This is a genomic window from Mesorhizobium sp. B2-3-6 (genome assembly GCF_006442305.1).
Classification (GTDB): domain Bacteria; phylum Pseudomonadota; class Alphaproteobacteria; order Rhizobiales; family Rhizobiaceae; genus Mesorhizobium.
Map to the genome: position 1 here is coordinate 285,465 of NZ_VFVW01000005.1, position 17,835 is coordinate 303,299.

Below are 17,835 nucleotides of genomic sequence, written 5' to 3' on the forward strand. Positions count from 1 at the left end.
CACGCTACCAACAATCCGACATTGGTCGTCCGGGAGGTTCTGATGGCTTTGGTGATCGAGGGCGAGGAGCGCATCGCCGCACCCCTCCAGAAAGTTTGGGAAGCGCTGAACGATCCGGCGGTGCTGAGAGAAAGCATCCCCGGCTGCCAGAGCCTCGAAATGAAGTCGCCGACCGAGATGGCGGCGACGGTGGTGCTGAAGATCGGCCCGATCAAGGCGACCTTCAACGGCGAGGTGACGCTGAGAAATCTCAATCCCCCGCATGCCTACACGATCCAGGGCGAAGGCAAGGGCGGCATCGCCGGCTTCGCCAAGGGCGGCGCCGACGTGACGCTGACCGAGGATGGGGCGGACGCGACGGTGCTCAAATACGCCGCCAAGGCCGAAGTCGGCGGCAAGATCGCCCAGCTCGGCAGCCGGCTGATCGAATCGACCTCGAAGAAATTGGCGGGACAGTTCTTTTCGAGCTTCGGCGAGAAGGTGGGGGCTGCTTAGGCTGGTCTATCCAGCGTTAGCGCCCCTGGACGACATTACTCGAAGACGATGCTCGGCACGGCGTCCGCGGCCGCGCCGCGCTCTTCGTTGACCCTGTCCCAGACCTTCGAAGCGATATCGCGATAGATCTTCGCTTCGGCACTGTCGGGCTTCGATGCCACCACCGGCGCACCTTCATCCGAGCTTTCGCGAATGCCCATCTCCAGCGGCACCTCGCCAAGGAAGGTGACGCCGAGGCGCTCGGCCTCACGGCGTGCGCCGCCATGGCCGAAGATGTCGTAGCGCTTGCCGGTGTCGGGGGCGAGGAAATAGCTCATGTTCTCGACGATGCCGAGCAGCGGCACGTCGACTTTCCTGAACATGTTGAGGCCCTTGCGAGCATCGATCAGGGCCAGATCCTGCGGCGTCGAGACGATGACCGCGCCGGCCAACGGCACCTGCTGGGCCATGGTGAGCTGGGCGTCACCGGTGCCAGGGGGCATATCGACGACGAGCACGTCGAGCGGCCCCCATTCGACTTCGCGCAGCATCTGCGTCAGCGCCGACATCACCATCGGCCCGCGCCAGATCATCGGCGTTTCCTCGTCGACGAGGAAGCCCATCGACATCACCTTGAGACCGTAATTCTGCATCGGTTTCAGGATCTTGCCGTCGACGGTCTGCGGCCGGCCGCGGATGTTGAGCAGCCTTGGCATGGACGGGCCATAGATGTCGGCATCGAGCACGCCCACTTTCAGCCCGTTGGCGGCGAGGCCGAGGGCCAGATTGACGGCTGTGGTCGACTTGCCGACACCGCCCTTGCCGGACGCAACCGCGATGATCGCCTCGATGCCGGGCACGCCGCGCTTGCCCTGGCTGTGCGAGGCAGGCGCATGGGGCGCCGGGCGCGGCGCGGCAACGGGCGGGGCGGGACGTGGCGCCGGGCGCGCCGCGACAGGCGCCTCCATGCCGCCGCCCTTCTTCTCCGCCGTCAAGGCGACGACGGCGCCGGCGACACCAGGAATAGCTTTCACGACACGCTCGGCCGCGGCGCGCAATGGCTCCATCTCCTGCGCCCTGGCGGCCGGAACGGTGATCGAGAAGAACACTTTCGAATCGGCGATGAAAATCTCGGAAACCATGCCGAGGTCGACGATGTTGCCGGTGAAATCGGGGCCATTGACCGTTTTCAGGCGCTCGATGACGGTTTCCTTGGTGACGGACATGGCTGTTGCTTCCCTGGCGTTCGGCTGCTGCTCACATAGTGCAGATCGCCGGCGGCTCCAAGCGCCAGGCCGCGACATCAGCCTGCCAGGCGAACCGCCAGATAGGTCAGTGCCGAAATCGCCGCCGTCGCCGGCAAGGTGACGACCCATGCGATGACGATGTTGCCGGCTATGCCCCAGCGCACCGCCGAGACACGGCGGGCGGCGCCGACGCCGATGATGGCGCCGGTGATGGTGTGCGTGGTCGAAACCGGAACACCGAGCCATGTCGCGGCGAAGAGGGTGATGGCGCCGCCGGTCTCGGCGCAGAATCCCTGCATCGGGTTGAGCCTGGTGATCTTCGAGCCCATCGTGTGGACGATGCGCCAACCGCCGAACAGCGTGCCCAGCGCCAATGCCGACTGGCAAGTCAGGACCACCCAGAGCGGCACGTAGAAATCCGTTCCGAGCATGCCTTGGGAATAGAGCAGCACGGCGATGATGCCCATGGTCTTTTGCGCATCGTTGCCGCCATGACCGAGCGAATAGAGGGAGGCGGAAAAGAACTGCATGACACGGAAGGTACTGTCGACGGCGAACGGCGTCTGGCGCACGAACAGCCAGGAAACCACCAGGATCAGGAGAAGCGCCAGGACAAAGCCCGTCGCCGGCGACAGGACGATGGCGGCGACCGTCTTGCCGAGCCCCGCCCAGACGATGGCACCCGTGCCGGCCTTTGCGACGCCTGCCCCCACCAATCCGCCGATCAACGCATGCGAACTGCTCGACGGGATGCCGGCGATCCAGGTGACGATATTCCAGACGATGGCGCCGACCAGGGCGGCGAAGATCACCGCCGGGGTGACGATGCTTGCATCGATGATACCTTTGCCCACGGTTTCGGCGACATGAAGGCCAAAGAACATGAAGGCGATGAAATTGAAGAAGGCCGCCCAGAACACCGCGTAATGCGGTCTCAGCACCCGGGTCGAGACAATGGTGGCGATCGAGTTGGCGGCGTCGTGCAGGCCGTTGAGGAAATCGAAGAACAGCGCGACGGCGACGAGGCCGACCAGCAGGGGAAAGGCGATCGCGACTTCCATCGCCTAGACGTTCTCGATGACGATGCCGCTGATCTCGTTGGCGACGTCCTCGAAGCGGTCGACCACCTTCTCCAATTGGCCATAGATCTCCGAGCCGATCAGATAGGCCATCGCATCGCTGCGGCCGTGCCGCCTGAAGAGATCCTTCAGGCCCTGCTCATGCAGATCGTCGGCTCGGCCTTCGGCACGCATGACTTCCTCGGCGAGTTCGTTCAGGCGCGCACTGTTGGCGCCGACCTTGGCCAGCAGCGGGATCGCCTCCGCGACGAGCCTGGCGGCATCGACAATGACGGCGCCCATTTCCTGCATCAGCGGATCGAATTCCCTCTTCTCGAACAGCCGCACCGTCTTGACGGTCTTGTGCATCATGTCGATGGCGTCATCCATCGACTGGATCAGGTCCTTGATATCGCCGCGGTCGAAAGGCGTGATGAATGAGCGCCGCACGGCAAGCAGGACTTCGGCGGTGATATGGTCGGCTTCGTCCTCGAGATCGACGATCTTTTCGCACCAATGCTCGATGTCCTTGCCTAGGAGGAGCTGCTGCAGGGCCTCCGCGCCGCCGACCACCGTGCGGGAATGCCGCTCGAACAGGTCGAAGAAGCGATCTTCGCGCGGCAACAGCTTGCGGAACCAGCCCAGCATGTTCGTCCCTCCCGGCGCACCAGTTCCATCCACATAGCGCCGCACGCGCCCATGGGGAACAGTAAGCCGGCTGAAAGATGTGGATGCAGCCAATTGCAGGCACCGCTCGCAATTGGCTGGCCGCCGGCAAAGCGGGGGTCGTCAAGCGACCGGAGCGACCTATTTCCAAGGAGACGCCGGGGACGACAAGCAGCGAAGGAGAAACGATCATGCTTGCAAACAGCAACGCGACGGCCAACCTCGCGGTGAAAGAGCTGGCGAAGGCAAAGGCTTTCTACGAGGGGACGCTCGGCCTGAAACAGGTGCATGACGAGGGTGGCGAACTGATCGTGTACAAAAGCGGCGACACCACGATCAATGTCTATCGCTCTCAGTTCGCCGGAACCAACAAGGCGACGGCGGTGACGTGGACGGTCGGCGATGAGATCGACACCGTCGTCAGCGGGCTGAAATCGAAAGGCGTTGCGTTCGAGCACTACGAGATGCCCGGCCTGACACTGGAAGGCGACATCCATGTCGGTCACGGCATGAAGGTCGCCTGGTTCAAGGATCCGGACGGCAACATCCTCAATCTCGTCGACCGATAGGTTTCTGCGATCAAGCATCGGCTTGGGGCGATCGACATCGCAGTGGCCGGCAGCCCTCTGGCGCGGTGCGGCGGCGGCGGTTAGCTTCAGATATGATCGACAAGCTGGAATTTTTCATCGCGCTGGCCAAGGAAGAGCATTTCGGGCGGGCTGCCGAAGTGTGCGGCGTCACCCAGCCCACCTTGTCGGCCGGCATCAAGCAACTTGAGGGTCAGCTGGGCGTGATGCTGGTCCTGCGCGGCTCGCGCTTCCAGGGCCTGACCCCGGAGGGCAAGCAGGTGCTGGTGTGGGCGCGCCGCATCGTCGGCGATACCAGAACCATGCGCGAGGAGATGCGGGCGGCGCGGCACGGCTTGTCGGGACGTATCCGCATCGCCGCCATTCCCACCGCGCTCGCCATGGTGGCGCGGCTGACGACGCCATTCCGCGAAAAACACCCCGGCGTCACCTTCTCGGTACTGTCCCGGACCTCGATCGAAGTGCTGTCGCTGCTCGGCAATTTCGATATAGACGCCGGCATCACCTATCTCGACAACGAACCGCTCGGACGAGTGACCAGCGTACCACTCTACGATGAGCGCTATCAGCTGATCACCGCCATCGGAAACCCCTATTCCGACCGCGACAAGGTGACATGGGCCGAGATCAGCCACCTGCCGCTCTGCCTGCTGACCCCGGACATGCAGAACCGCCGCATCATCGACCAGCACCTGGCCGAGGCCGGTGTCGAGGTCCGGCCGACGCTGGAATCCAATTCGATGATCGTGCTGTTCTCGCATATCCGCACGGGCAAATGGTCCTCGATCATGCCGCTCAACCTCACGGAAACGTTCGGCTTTTCCGAACCTATCAGGGCTATCCCGATCGTCGAGCCGGACGCCAGCCACACGGTCGGGCTGGTGGCCGCGTTGCGCGAACCGCATACGCCGCTGGTTTCGGCGCTGCTGGACGAGGCGATGGCGCTTGCAGACGATTTCCGCGCCCACCGGTAGGTTAGGGAATGCAGGCGCTGGAGCTCGATAGAAAATTTCTATCGAGCGACGGATCAGCTTTATTGATTTCAGGGGTTTCTCCTGATTTTGTAAAGACTTAGCGATAAAGCCACCGACCAGGGAGGGCGCTGCGTGACGATGCAGCCTGCAAGTACCGAGATCGCATCGCGCACGGCCGCGATCATCCAGGAGCTGAAATATCTCGAAGGTCCGCTGCTGCCGATCCTCCATAACATTCAGGAAGAGTTCGGCCATGTGCCGCAGGCAGCACTCCCGGTCATTGCCGACGGACTGAACCTTTCCAGAGCAGAGGTGCACGGCGTCGTCACCTTCTATCACGATTTCCGCGCCCGCCCGGCAGGCCGGCATGTGCTCAAGCTCTGCCAGGCCGAAGCTTGCCAGTCGATGGGTTCCGACGTGGTCGCCGCCAGGATCAAGCAATTGCTCGGCATTGATTTCCACGAGACGGCGAAAGACGGTTCGGTGACCCTGGAGCCGGTTTATTGCCTCGGGCTGTGCGCCTGCTCGCCCTCGGCGATGCTCGATGGCGAGGTGATCGGGCGGCTCGACAACGAGAAGATCGAAGAAATCGTCGCAAAGGTGCGCTCATGATCCCGCGCATCTACATTCCCGGCGACTCCGGCGCGCTGGCGCTCGGTGCCGAAAGGGTCGCCAAGGCAGTTCGCGCTGAACTCGCCGAGCGCGGCGTTGAGGCCAAGATCGTCCGCAACGGGTCGCGCGGCGCCTATTTCCTAGAGCCTATGGTCGAGGTCGCCACAGCAAACGGCCGCGTCGCCTACGGGCCGGTGAAGCCGTCCGACGTCAAGAGCCTGTTCGACAATGGCTTTCTCACCGGCGGCCATCACAAGCGCTGGCTGGGCGCGCCGGACAAGATCCCGTTCCTGGCCAAGCAGACCCGTCTGACCTTCGCGCGCTGCGGCATCAACGACCCGCTGTCACTCGACGCCTATAAGTCGCTTGGCGGGCTGAAGGGCCTGCAGAACGCGGTGGCCATGGCCCCGGCAGAGATCGTCAGCCAGGTTACGGAGTCCGGCCTGCGCGGCCGCGGCGGCGCCGGCTTCCCGACCGGCATCAAATGGAAGACCGTGCTCGATACGACATCCGAGCGCAAATACATCGTCTGCAACGCCGACGAGGGCGACAGCGCCACCTTCGCCGACCGCATGATCATGGAGGGCGATCCCTTCGTGCTGATCGAAGGCATGGCGATCGCCGGCATCGCCACCGGCGCGACCAAGGGCTTCGTCTACATCCGCTCGGAATATCCGCATGCGGTGGCGGTCATGAACAAGGCCGTCGAGGTCGCCCGCAAGGCCGGCGTGCTCGGCGTCAGCGTGCTCGGTTCGGCCACCGCCTTCGACATGGAGATCCGCGTCGGCGCGGGCGCCTATGTCTGCGGCGAGGAGACCTCGCTTCTGAACAGCCTGGAAGGCAAACGCGGCGTGGTGCGCGCCAAGCCGCCGCTGCCGGCAATCCAGGGCCTTTTCGGCAAGCCGACGGTGATCAACAACGTCATCTCGCTGGCTTCGGTGCCCGTCATCATGGACAAGGGCGCCGCCTACTACAAGAATTTCGGCATGGGCCGCTCGCGCGGCACGATCCCGATCCAGATCGCCGGCAACGTCAAGCGCGGTGGCCTGTTCGAGGCGGCTTTCGGCATGACGCTGGGCGAAATCATCGACGATATCGGCGGCGGCACGGCCACCGGCCGGCCGGTGAAGGCGGTGCAGGTCGGCGGCCCGCTCGGCGCCTATTTTCCGCGCGCGCTGTTCGACACACCGTTCGACTATGAGGAATTCGCCAAGCGCGATGGACTGATCGGCCATGCCGGCATCACCGTATTCGACGACACCGCCGACATGCTGAAGCAGGCGCGCTTCGCCATGGAGTTCTGCGCCATCGAAAGCTGCGGCAAGTGCACGCCCTGCCGCATCGGCTCGACGCGCGGGGTGGAGACCATCGACAGGCTCGCCGCCGGCATAGAGCCGGAGAAGAACCTCGCCCTGGTTACCGATCTCTGCAACACGATGAAGTTCGGATCGCTCTGCGCGCTGGGCGGCTTCACGGCCTACCCGGTGATGAGCTCGATCACGCATTTCCCCGAGGATTTCAAGCCCGCGCCGGCGCGCGTGGCTGCTGAATAGGAGCTGGCAGATGAACATCAAGGCCGACTTCCCGACGCTTATCGAAGAGATCGATTACGGAACTCCGCAATCGAAGGCTGAGAAGCGGATCACGCTGACCGTCGACGGCCGCAGCATCAGCGTGCCGGAAGGCACGTCGATCATGCGCGCCGCGATGGAAAGCGGGGTCGAGATCCCGAAGCTATGCGCCACGGACATGCTGGACTCGTTCGGTTCCTGCCGCGTTTGCCTGGTCGAGATCGAAGGGCGCGGCGGCACGCCGGCGTCCTGCACGACGCCTGTCGGCGAAGGCATGGTGGTGCGCACGCGGTCGGAACGGCTCGACGCCATTCGCCGCGGCGTCATGGAGCTCTATGTCTCCGACCATCCGGTGGGCTGGAACGAGAAGGCCGGCACCGGCGCCAGTGAGTTCGACGCGGTGGCGAAGTCGGTTGGCCTGACCGAGAACCGCTACGGCGTCGAAGGCCGCAATCACGTCAAGGAGGATGGCGTCGCGCCCGGCCACGGCTCGCTGGCCGTCGACTACGTCGCGCGTGACGAATCCAATCCGTATTTCACCTATGATCCGGCGCAATGCATCGTCTGTTCGCGTTGCGTGCGGGCCTGCGAAGAGGTGCAGGGCACCTTCGCGCTGACGATCGAGGGCCGCGGCTTCGAATCGCGCATGGTCGCCGGCATGCACGAGGATTTCATCGCTTCCGAATGCGTGTCCTGCGGCGCCTGCGTGCAGGCCTGCCCGACCGATGCGCTGCGCGAGAAGACAGTGCTCGCCAAGGGCCTGCCGGAACGCTCGGCCGTCACCACCTGCGCCTATTGCGGCGTCGGCTGCTCGTTCAAGGCCGAAGTGAAGGACGACGAGGTCATCCGCATGATGCCCTACAAGGAGGGCAAGGCCAATCACGGCCATTCCTGCGTGAAGGGCCGCTTCGCCTATGGCTATGCCACTCACAAGGACCGCATCCTGTCGCCGATGATCCGCGAGAAGGTCAGCGATCCCTGGCGCGAAGTGAGTTGGGAGGAGGCGATCGCCCACACGGCCAAGGAGTTCCGCCGCATCCAGTACCAGTACGGACGTACGGCGATCGGCGGCATCACCTCGTCGCGTTGCACCAATGAGGAGACCTATCTGGTCCAGAAGCTGGTGCGCCAGGGCTTCCGCAACAACAATGTCGATACCTGCGCGCGCGTCTGCCATTCGCCGACCGGCTACGGGCTCGGCCAGACCTACGGCACCTCGGCCGGCACGCAGGATTTCGATTCCGTCGAATTCACCGACGTCGCCGTCATCATCGGCGCCAATCCGGCTTCCGCACACCCGGTGTTCGCCTCGCGGCTGAAGAAGCGGCTGCGCCAGGGGGCCAAGCTGATCGTGCTCGACCCGCGCCGCACCGAGATGGTCAAGTCGGCGCATATCGAAGCCGACTACCACCTGCCGCTGAAGCCCGGCACCAATGTCGCCGTGCTGACGGCGCTCGCACATGTCATCGTCACCGAAGGCCTGTTCGACGAGGCCTTCGTCCGCGAGCGCTGCGACTGGACGGAATTCCAGGACTGGGCGTCCTTCGTCGCCCTGCCGGAGAACAGCCCCGAAACCGTCGGCAAGCTGTCCGGCGTCGATCCCGAACTGATCCGCGGTGCGGCACGTCTCTACGCCAAGGGCGGCAACGGGGCGATCTACTACGGCCTCGGCGTCACCGAGCACAGCCAGGGCTCGACCACGGTGATGGCGATTGCCAATCTCGCTATGGCCACCGGCAATATCGGTCGCCCGGGCGTCGGCGTGAACCCGCTGCGCGGCCAGAACAACGTGCAGGGCTCGTGCGACATGGGCTCCTTCCCGCACGAACTGCCAGGCTATCGCCATGTCTCGGGCGACGCGGTGCGCGACATCTATGAAAGCCTGTGGGGCGTGAAGCTGGACGACGAACCCGGCCTGCGTATCCCCAACATGCTGGATGCCGCCGTCGACGGCTCCTTCAAGGGCATCTACATCCAGGGCGAGGACATCCTGCAGTCCGATCCCGACACCAAGCATGTCGCCGCCGGACTGGCCGCGATGGAATGCGTGGTCGTGCACGACCTTTTCCTCAACGAGACGGCGAACTACGCGCATGTGTTCCTGCCGGGCTCGACCTTCCTTGAGAAGGACGGCACCTTCACCAATGCCGAGCGCCGCATCAACATGGTGCGCAAGGTGCTGGAACCGAAGGCGCGTTACGCCGATTGGGAAGCGACGCAGGAGCTTGCCCGTTCCGTCGGGCTGGACTGGAACTATGCGCATCCGTCCGAGATCATGGACGAAATCGCCAAGACGACGCCGAGCTTCTCCGGCGTCTCCTTCGAGTTGCTCGACCGCCTCGGATCGGTGCAGTGGCCCTGCAATGAGAAGGCCCCTCTCGGCACCCCGGTCATGCATGTCGACGGCTTTGTGCGCGGCAAGGGCAAGTTCATCCGCACCGAATATGTGGCGACGGACGAGCGAACCGGGCCGCGCTTCCCGCTGCTTTTGACCACCGGCCGGATCCTGTCGCAGTACAATGTCGGCGCGCAAACGCGGCGCACCGACAATATCATGTGGCACTCCGAGGACCGGCTGGAGATCCATCCGCACGACGCCGAGAACCGCGGTTTGCGCGACGGCGACTGGGTGCGGCTGACCAGCCGCTCCGGCGAGACGACGCTGCGCGCGCAGATCACCGACAGGGTGTCACCGGGCGTGGTCTATACGACCTTCCACCATCCCGACACGCAGGCCAACGTCATCACCACGGACTTTTCGGACTGGGCGACCAACTGTCCGGAATATAAGGTGACGGCGGTGCAGGTCGGTGCCTCCAACGGACCATCGGAATGGCAACGCAACTATGACGAGCAGGCGCGCAACAGCCGCCGCATCGCCCCGCTGGAAGCGGCGGAGTAGTATAGAGACAAAATCTTGACGGCAGGTCGACCCCCACTCCGTCGAGCTTCGCTCGACACCTCTCCCCCGATCGACGGGGGAGAGGAAAGGCGCGAGCGTGCGTCAGCTGGCTTCCTTCCTCTCCCTCCGGAGGGGGGAGAGGTGGCGCTGCGTAGCAGCGACGGAGTGGGGGAAGCCCTCCGAGAGCAAATGCCGTTTAAGGCTGGCAAATCCCTTTGCTTCCTCGACGAAATGTCCAGCAGGACAGGCGGTGCTGCGTGAAGCGTGCCGCCATTTCCCAGACCTCCCGCCTAGCCCATCGCGCCAGCGGCACGGCAGCGGCCCGCCGCATGGTGCCGGAAGAAACGCCGGTGGCGTTCTCCTTTGCCGGCACGACGCACGCGGTGATGATGGCGAGCCCGGCCGATTTGAAGGATTTCGCGCTCGGTTTCTCGCTGACCGAAGGCATCATCGCTTCATCCGACGAAATCGAGGCGATCGAGGTCGAGGATCTCGGCGCCGGCATCGACATCCAGATTCGACTGAAGGACCAGGCCAACACGCGCTTCGAGGCGCGGCGGCGCAGGCTCGCCGGACCGGTTGGCTGCGGGCTGTGCGGCATCGAATCCATCGAGGAAGCGATGCGCTCGGTCGATACAGTTGGTGCGTCTAAACTTACGCTTGATGCCGGCGACATCGTCCGTTCCGTCAAGCTTCTCGCCAAGATGCAGCCGCTGCACAGCGAGACGGGCGCGGTGCACGCCGCCGGCTTCTATATCCCCGGCAAGGGCACCGTCATTGCGCGCGAGGATGTCGGCCGTCACAACGCACTGGACAAGCTGGCCGGCGCATTGGCCAAGGCCGGCATCGACGGCGCGACCGGCGCGGTGGTGGTGACGTCGCGCGTCTCCGTCGAGATGGTGCAGAAGACGGCGACGATCGGCTCGCCCTTCATCATTGCCGTCTCTGCGCCGACCGCGCTCGCCGTCCGCACCGCCGAACAGGCCGGCATGACGCTGGTGGCCTTGGTTCGCGGCGACGATTTCGATATTTTCACCCATCCGGACCGGGTGGTTCGCGGAGTTGCCAAACATGTCGCATGACGAAGACCACATCATGAGCACCAGCGAGAAGCTGGTGCGGATGGCCAACCAGATCGCGGCCTTTTTCCACTCCAGGCCGCGCGAAGAAGGCGTGGCCGGGGTGGCCGAGCATATCAACAAATTCTGGGAGCCGAGGATGCGGCGTCAGTTCTTCGAGATGCTGGACAGCGGCGGCGACGGCTTCGATGAACTCGTCGTGGCTGCCTCGACCAGGATCAAGCGGCCGGTCTCGCCCGCCGAGGCCGATCTGAAGCTCGGGCTCAAGCTTCCCCCAGGCGACGTAGCCGTCTCGCAAAAATAGCCATTGGTTCGCGTCCGCTTATATTTCCTTCCGCTAAAGTTTAAGCTGCCGCACGCGACGCAGCTCTGCTATGGTCAGCGATCCGAAATCGCCAGGCCGGGCGGAACAACTCGTGAGGCCGATCGAGACCCGATACGCCCGTAGCGGCGATGTGCGGATCGCCTATCAGGTGGTCGGCCAAGGCGCGTTCGATCTCGTCTTCGTGCCGGGCTTCATCTCCAATCTCGACCTGCATTGGGAGGATGAAGGCTATAGCAGGCTGCTGAAACGGCTTTCCGCCTTCTCAAGGCTGATCCTGTTCGACAAGCGCGGCACCGGCCTGTCCGACCGCGTCGATGCCAACCATCTCCCCAGCCTCGAAACGCGCATGGACGACGTGCGTGCGGTGATGGACGCGGCCGGCAGCGGCCGCGCGGCCCTGCTCGGCGCCTCGGAAGGCGCTCCGATGGCCATGCTGTTCGCCGCCACGTATCCGGAGCGGACGCGCGCCCTGGCGCTCTATGGCGGCTATGCCCATTTCCACCGATGGGTAATGCCGCCGGAACGGCTGGAGGCATTCATCGCGACGACGGAAACCGCCTGGGGCACAGGCGCCACCTTGCCGCATTTTGCGCCCGGCCGCGTCGAAGACAGTCACTTTGCCGCCTGGTGGTCGCGATTCGAGCGGCTGTCGGCAAGTCCAACGGCGGCGGCGGCGCTGGCGCGCATGAATGCCGGCATAGACGTGCGCGGCATACTCTCGGCGATCAGCGCGCCGACGCTGCTGATCCACCGCCGCAACGACGCGCGCGTCGATCCCGATGCCAGCCGCTTTCTCGCCCGGAAAATCCCGAACGCCCGGCTTGTCGAAATCCCCGGGCGCGACCACCCGGTGTGGACCGGTGATGTCGACCGGGTCGCCGACCTGATCGAGGAATTCCTGACCGGCGAGCCGGCCGTGGCCGACAGCGAGCGCGTGCTCGCCGCATTGCTGGTGACGCGTATCTACGATACGGCGCGCCTCGGCGATCGCATGTGGAGCGAGCGCAGCCAGCGATTCCAGGAGACCTGGCGATTGCTGGTGGGGCGCCATGGCGGACGTGTCGCAGGCACGCATGGCGAGCTGATGATCTCGCGCTTCGACGGTCCGGCGCGCGCCATACGCTGCGCGGCGGCATTGCGCGAAGCGGCGCAGGAGATCGGTGTGGCCAGTGCACAGGGCGTGCATGTCGGCGAGATCGAGATGCGCGGACCGCCGGTCGGCTTGACTGCACGCGTGACCATACAACTTGCGGCCCATGCCAGCCGCGGCGAGATCCTGGCGTCGCGGCTGGTTTCCGACCTGGCGACCGGCTCCGGCCTACACTTCATCGATGGCGGACGCATTGCGCTCGACGAGTTGGACGAGCCGTTGGCGTTTGTTCTTGCGACGTCCGAGCAGCATCTGGAACCCGCCTGCCGATCCAAGCCCAGGCCTGCCGAACCGGCCGCGCTGACGGCGCGCGAAAGCGAGGTGGTGAGCCTGATCGCCGACGGCAAAAGCAATGCCGCGATCGCCGCCGAGCTCAACCTCAGCGAGCATACGGTCAAGCGTCACGTCGCCAACATATTGCTCAAGCTCGACCTGCCGTCGCGGGCGGCGGCGGCCGCGTTTTCGGCACGGAACCCTGGCCCGCACGGGCCATAAAGGCCATGGCGCTTTCGGGCGAAGCGGCCGATGGCGTCGGGGATTATCAATTCTTCCCATGCAGGCCAGGCGATATCGCCGTGACGGTACTGCGAAGGGAGGATGAAATGGTGAAATCAAGTCGCAAGACCAGATTGCTCGTCATCGCGGCCGGCGTCGGCGCCTTGCTGGCCCTGGCTCCGGCGCGGGCCGAGGATGCCTCGGCGACGGCAGCATACAAGGACATAGAGGCCACGCTCGGCTCCGTACCGGACATGTTCAGGACTTTGCCTGACGTGGCGGTCGCCGGTGCCTGGGCCGAGATAAAGTCGATGCAGCTCAACCCCAAGACCGCACTCGACGGCAAGACCAAGGAACTCATCGGGCTTGCCGTCGCCTCGCAGATTCCTTGCCAGTACTGCGTCTACTTCCACACCGAGGCCGCCAAGCTCAACGGCGCGACCGACGAGGAGATCAAGGAAGCGGTGGCGATGGCGGCGATCGTTCGCCACTGGTCGACGATGCTCAACGGCAGCCAGGTCGACCTCACAGCCTTCAAGAAGCAGACCGACGACGTGTTCGCGGCCGTGAAGGCCAAGTCGCAGTGACACTATCGCTGCACGGCGATGACCGCCGGGCAGCACTTTGCTCATCAACCGCCCGATCGGGAAGACGGGCCCATGGAGGACGAAATGCTGACCAAGACACAGACCGTTGACGGCGCGGCAATCAAGAAAGCCATCGAAGGGCGCGACGGACAGATGCTGTCGAGCTTTTACGCCGACGATGCGGTGTTGCGGGTCGTCGACCGCAATAATCCGCCGAGCAAGCCGCGCGAGATCCGCGGCCGAGCGGCGATCAGCACATTCTGGGACGACATCTGCAGCCGGGCAATGACCCACAAGGTCGATACCACCATTGCCGATGGCGACAATCTCGCCTTCACGCAAGCCTGCGCCTACCCGGACGGGACCAAGGTGTTCTGTGCGGCGATGCTGGAACTCAAGGGCGGGCGGATTGCACGGCAGACGGTCGTGCAGGCCTGGGACGAGTAAGCGGCATCAGCCGCATCTTCGGAGGAGGAAAACATGTTCAGCGCCAGATGGCAGATCGACGCCAGGTTCGGACACAAGCAGACCGTGCTCGACCTCATGCGGAAATGGGAATCCGAGATCGGTTCGCAGGTCGGCGTCGCCGACCTGAAGTTCCAGATCATGACGGGTTCGATCGGCGCGCGGGAGGCGACGGTCGAATCTCACCACCAGGTCGAAAGCCTGGCCCAGTTGGAAGAGTTCTTCGCCAGGATCGGCAAGATCGACGCGCATGCCAAATGGGGCAAGGAGATCGAGCCTTACGTCGTGTCGGGCACCAGCCTCTGGCAGATTTTCCGCATCGTCGAATAATGCATGTCGCCCAAAGGTGCCCATAGAACAACGATCTGAAGCGCGCCGCATCGGTCCCTTTCGACGCGACGCGCTTTCGCTACCATGACGGCTTCCGCCTGCCCGCTATGGCTCTCCCGGGCCATTTCCCCACTGGCCCTTTCGGGCGAAGCAGCGAGGAGCCGGATCGGTGCAATGTGCTCTCCTGCACCATCCTGCGCACCCGACGGATGGACGGCACAAGCAAAGCAACAAGATAAATCGTCGCGTCGAAACCATATGGCGCGGGCGCGATCAGGGAGGAAACCGATGACCGACGAAACCTATGCAAAACTGCGTGAAGGCTTGCGCGGAGAGCTGATCCTGCGCGGCGAAGCCGGCTATGAGGAGGCCCGCAAGGTCTACAACGGCATGATCGACAAGAGTCCGGCGCTGATTGCACGCTGCGTCGATGTCGCCGACGTGATCGCCGCTGTAAGGTTCGCGCGCATAAACGACCTCCTCATCGCCGTGCGCAGCGGCGGCCACAACGGCGCGGGATTGGGGATTTGCGACAACGGTCTCGTCATCGACCTGTCGATGATGAAAGGCGTCCATGTCGACCCGAAAACCCGCACCGTGAGGGTCGCGCCCGGCTGCACTTCGGGCGACGTGGACCACGCCACCCATCCTTTCGCGCTCGCCGTTCCGTTCGGCATCGTTTCGACCACGGGCGTCGCCGGCCTTACCCTCGGTGGAGGAACCGGCTATCTCACGCGCAAATACGGCCTCACCATCGATAATCTGATCGAGGCCGATCTGGTGCTGGCCGATGGCAGCATGGCGAAGGCCAGCAAAAGCGAGAATCCCGACCTGTTCTGGGCGCTCCGGGGCGGCGGCGGCAATTTTGGCGTGGTAACCAGCTTCCTGTTCCAGGCTCATCCGGTGAACATGATCTTCGGCGGTCCGGTGTTCTGGGACGCCAGGCACGCGTCGGCGGTCATGCGTACCTATCGCGACTACCTGCCGGAAGCGCCGGAAGACCTCGGCGCTTTCGTCGGCCTCAAATCCGTCCCTTCGAGCGATCCTTTCCCGCGCGAGCATTGGGGCAAGCGCGCCTGTGCCATCATCTCGTGCTACAACGGCACGGAGGAGGACGGGCGCAAGGCCATGGCGCCGCTGCTGGACACCTTGCCGCCGCCAATGTTCAACTGGATGGGCGTAATGCCGTTCCCGGCGATGCAGTCGCTATTCGACCCGCTCCTTCCGAAAGGCCTGCAATGGTACTGGAAGGGCGATTTCGTCAAGTCGCTTCCCGACGAAGCGATCGCGACCCATATCGCCCAGGCCGCCCAGGCGCCCAGCGAATTGTCGCTTATGCATCTATACCCGATTGACGGCGCCGTCCGCCGCGTCGGCAAGGACGAGACCGCCTGGAACGCGCGTGACGCAAGCTGGTCGATGGTCATCGCCGCCATCGACCCCGATCCGGGCAAAGCCGCCGACCTGACCGCGTGGGCACGGAATTACTGGGCGAGCGTCCATCCCCATAATGGCGAGGGCGGCTACGTGAACTTCATGATGGACGATGAAGGAGACGCGCGCTTGCAGGCGAGCTATGGCGGAAATTACGAGCGGCTGAGCCAGGTTAAGCGAACCTACGACCCATCCAATGTCTTCCGGGTCAACCTGAACATCAAGCCTGCGACATCGGCGATGCCGGGCCGGACGGCCGCGTAGTGCCGGGGTCTCGCCGCTGATGCCGTTCGGCGGCCGTGCCTGTCAAATGCAGCGCAATCGCGAAGTGGAATGGCGCTGACGACCCTCTCAAGCGGGGTCGCCGGCGCCGGCCACAGCCATATAAGATCTGCCTTTGCCGGAAGGAGACAGATTACCCGTGCGCCACCATCACATGGCGCACGGCGGTATAATCCTCCAGCGCGTAGAGCGACATGTCCTTGCCGTAACCGGACTGCTTCAGCCCGCCATGCGGCATCTCGTTGGTCAGCATGAAGTGGGTGTTGATCCAGGTGCAGCCATATTGCAGGCGAGCGGCCGTCGCCATGGCGCGCGAGACGTCCCTGGTCCACACCGACGATGCCAGCCCATAATCGCTGTCATTGGCCCAGTTCACCGCCTCGTCGACTTCCGTGAAACGGGTGACCGAGACCACCGGGCCGAAGACTTCGCGGCGCACGATCTCGTCCTCCTGCAAGGCGCCGGCGACGACGGTCGGCTGGTAGTAGAAGCCGGTGCCCTCGCCCGGCTTGCCGCCGGTGGTGATCTCGATGTGCTTCAATTCCGAGGCGCGCTCGACGAAGCTCGAGACACGGTCGCGTTGGCGGCGCGAGATCAGCGGGCCGATCTCGTTCTCGGCATCGTCCGGCAGATTGTACTTGATGGTCGACACGGCCGAGGAGAGATCGGCGACGAGCTTGTCGTAGACCTTCTTGCCGGCATAGATGCGGCAGGCGGCGGTGCAGTCCTGGCCGGCATTGTAGTAGCCGAAAGCGCGCAGGCCGTTGACCACGGCGCCGAGGTCGGCATCATCGAAGACGATGACCGGGGCCTTGCCGCCGAGTTCCAGATGCGTGCGCTTGACCGACTTGGCGGCCGCCTGCAGCACCTTCTTGCCGGTGGCGACATCGCCGGTGATCGAGATCATGTTGACCTTGGGATGGTTGATCAGCGTATTGCCGACGCTGTCGCCGCGTCCGAGCACGACATTGACGACCCCTTCGGGCAGGATTTCGGCCAGGATCTTCGCCAGTTTCAGCGCCGTCAGCGGCGTCTGTTCCGACGGTTTGAAGACGACCGTATTGCCGCCGCCGATCGCCGGCGCCAGCTTCCAGGCCATCATCATCAACGGGTAATTCCACGGCGCGATGGAAGCGACGATGCCGATCGGATCGCGCCGGACCATCGAGGTGTGGCCCGGCAGGTATTCGCCGGCTACCTGGCCTGGCATGGAGCGGACGGCGCCGGCGAAGAAACGGTAGCAGTCGACGATCGCCGGGATTTCATCATTGAGCACGGCATTGATCGGCTTGCCGCAGTTCAGCGCCTCGAGCGCCGCGAATTCCCTGGCTTCGGCCTCTATGCGGTCGGCGATCTTAAGGAGATAGCCCGAGCGCTGCGCGGGCGTGGTACGCGACCAAGCCGTGAACGCCTTCCCGGCAGCCGCCACCGCCGCCTCGATCTGCGCCGGGCTCGCCTCGGGGAGATTGAGAATGGTCGCCCCGGTCTTCGGATTGAGGACCGACTCCTCGGTCTCGGTGCCTTTCTCGAACTTCGAGCCGATCAGCATCTGGGTGTCCATTGGTTTCTCCTTGAAGAGGAGCGAATGCGAATAGTG

At 64.2% G+C, this 17,835-nt stretch carries 17 protein-coding genes; 13 read left to right on the forward strand and 4 right to left on the reverse strand.

What is annotated here, in order from left to right; translation table 11 throughout:
• Positions 1–42: 42 nt before the first annotated feature.
• Positions 43–495, forward strand: coding sequence for a carbon monoxide dehydrogenase subunit G (locus FJ953_RS17355; RefSeq protein WP_140497026.1), 453 nt, complete (start codon positions 43–45; stop codon positions 493–495).
• Between the two features lie 35 nt (positions 496–530).
• Here the strand turns inward: FJ953_RS17355 and FJ953_RS17360 are convergent, their stop codons facing one another.
• The 3 genes from FJ953_RS17360 to FJ953_RS17370 form a co-directional block, all read right to left on the reverse strand.
• A complete protein-coding gene (locus FJ953_RS17360) occupies positions 531–1,700 on the reverse strand; it encodes an Mrp/NBP35 family ATP-binding protein (protein ID WP_140497028.1) in 1,170 nt (389 codons plus the stop codon).
• A 77-nt stretch (positions 1,701–1,777) separates the two neighbouring features.
• Positions 1,778–2,782, reverse strand: coding sequence for an inorganic phosphate transporter (locus FJ953_RS17365; RefSeq protein WP_140497030.1), 1,005 nt, complete (start codon positions 2,780–2,782; stop codon positions 1,778–1,780).
• Between the two features lie 3 nt (positions 2,783–2,785).
• The gene (locus tag FJ953_RS17370; protein ID WP_140497032.1) at positions 2,786–3,427 is read right to left on the reverse strand and encodes a DUF47 domain-containing protein; all 642 of its coding nucleotides are present in this window, start codon (positions 3,425–3,427) and stop codon (positions 2,786–2,788) included.
• 209 nt (positions 3,428–3,636) lie between these two features.
• On the opposite strand from FJ953_RS17370, the gene FJ953_RS17375 reads away from it, so the two are divergent.
• The 12 genes from FJ953_RS17375 to FJ953_RS17430 all read left to right on the forward strand — a co-directional run bounded on the left by FJ953_RS17375 (position 3,637) and on the right by FJ953_RS17430 (position 16,220).
• Positions 3,637–4,014, forward strand: a complete 378-nt coding sequence (locus FJ953_RS17375) for a VOC family protein (RefSeq protein ID WP_140513034.1) — start codon at positions 3,637–3,639, stop codon at positions 4,012–4,014.
• A gap of 92 nt (positions 4,015–4,106) precedes the next feature.
• Positions 4,107–5,006, forward strand: a complete 900-nt coding sequence (locus FJ953_RS17380) for a LysR family transcriptional regulator (RefSeq protein WP_140523710.1) — start codon at positions 4,107–4,109, stop codon at positions 5,004–5,006.
• Between the two features lie 132 nt (positions 5,007–5,138).
• The gene (locus FJ953_RS17385; protein WP_140564912.1) at positions 5,139–5,618 is read left to right on the forward strand and encodes a formate dehydrogenase subunit gamma; all 480 of its coding nucleotides are present in this window, start codon (positions 5,139–5,141) and stop codon (positions 5,616–5,618) included.
• Positions 5,615–7,171, forward strand: coding sequence for an NADH-quinone oxidoreductase subunit NuoF (locus FJ953_RS17390; protein WP_140580495.1), 1,557 nt, complete (start codon positions 5,615–5,617; stop codon positions 7,169–7,171). The genes FJ953_RS17385 and FJ953_RS17390 overlap by 4 nt, the downstream gene beginning before the upstream one ends.
• 10 nt (positions 7,172–7,181) lie before the next feature.
• Entirely contained in the window at positions 7,182–10,091 is a 2,910-nt protein-coding gene (gene fdhF / locus FJ953_RS17395; RefSeq protein ID WP_140580497.1) for a formate dehydrogenase subunit alpha, read from the forward strand.
• Between the two features lie 257 nt (positions 10,092–10,348).
• On the forward strand, positions 10,349–11,173 hold the full coding sequence (fdhD, locus tag FJ953_RS17400) for a formate dehydrogenase accessory sulfurtransferase FdhD (protein WP_140580499.1): 825 nt from the start codon (positions 10,349–10,351) through the stop codon (positions 11,171–11,173).
• Positions 11,163–11,474: a formate dehydrogenase subunit delta gene (locus FJ953_RS17405; protein ID WP_140559723.1), complete on the forward strand. Its 312-nt coding sequence runs from the start codon at positions 11,163–11,165 to the stop codon at positions 11,472–11,474. Before fdhD ends, FJ953_RS17405 begins: the two co-directional genes overlap by 11 nt.
• A 112-nt stretch (positions 11,475–11,586) precedes the next feature.
• On the forward strand, positions 11,587–13,140 hold the full coding sequence (locus tag FJ953_RS17410) for an alpha/beta fold hydrolase (RefSeq protein WP_140497048.1): 1,554 nt from the start codon (positions 11,587–11,589) through the stop codon (positions 13,138–13,140).
• Positions 13,141–13,247: 107 nt separating this feature from the next.
• Positions 13,248–13,727 carry a carboxymuconolactone decarboxylase family protein gene (locus tag FJ953_RS17415; protein WP_140580500.1) on the forward strand — a complete coding sequence of 160 codons (480 nt, stop codon included), beginning with the start codon at positions 13,248–13,250 and terminating at the stop codon, positions 13,725–13,727.
• Positions 13,728–13,745: 18 nt separating this feature from the next.
• On the forward strand, positions 13,746–14,174 hold the full coding sequence (locus FJ953_RS17420; RefSeq protein ID WP_224518980.1) for a nuclear transport factor 2 family protein: 429 nt from the start codon (positions 13,746–13,748) through the stop codon (positions 14,172–14,174).
• A 33-nt stretch (positions 14,175–14,207) separates the two neighbouring features.
• Complete coding sequence (locus FJ953_RS17425; RefSeq protein ID WP_140580502.1) at positions 14,208–14,522, forward strand: hypothetical protein; 315 nt, start codon at positions 14,208–14,210, stop codon at positions 14,520–14,522.
• A gap of 288 nt (positions 14,523–14,810) precedes the next feature.
• Positions 14,811–16,220, forward strand: a complete 1,410-nt coding sequence (locus FJ953_RS17430) for an FAD-binding oxidoreductase (RefSeq protein WP_140580504.1) — start codon at positions 14,811–14,813, stop codon at positions 16,218–16,220.
• A gap of 151 nt (positions 16,221–16,371) precedes the next feature.
• Here the strand turns inward: FJ953_RS17430 and FJ953_RS17435 are convergent, their stop codons facing one another.
• Positions 16,372–17,799: a gamma-aminobutyraldehyde dehydrogenase gene (locus FJ953_RS17435; RefSeq protein ID WP_140580506.1), complete on the reverse strand. Its 1,428-nt coding sequence runs from the start codon at positions 17,797–17,799 to the stop codon at positions 16,372–16,374.
• Positions 17,800–17,835 lie beyond the last annotated feature (36 nt).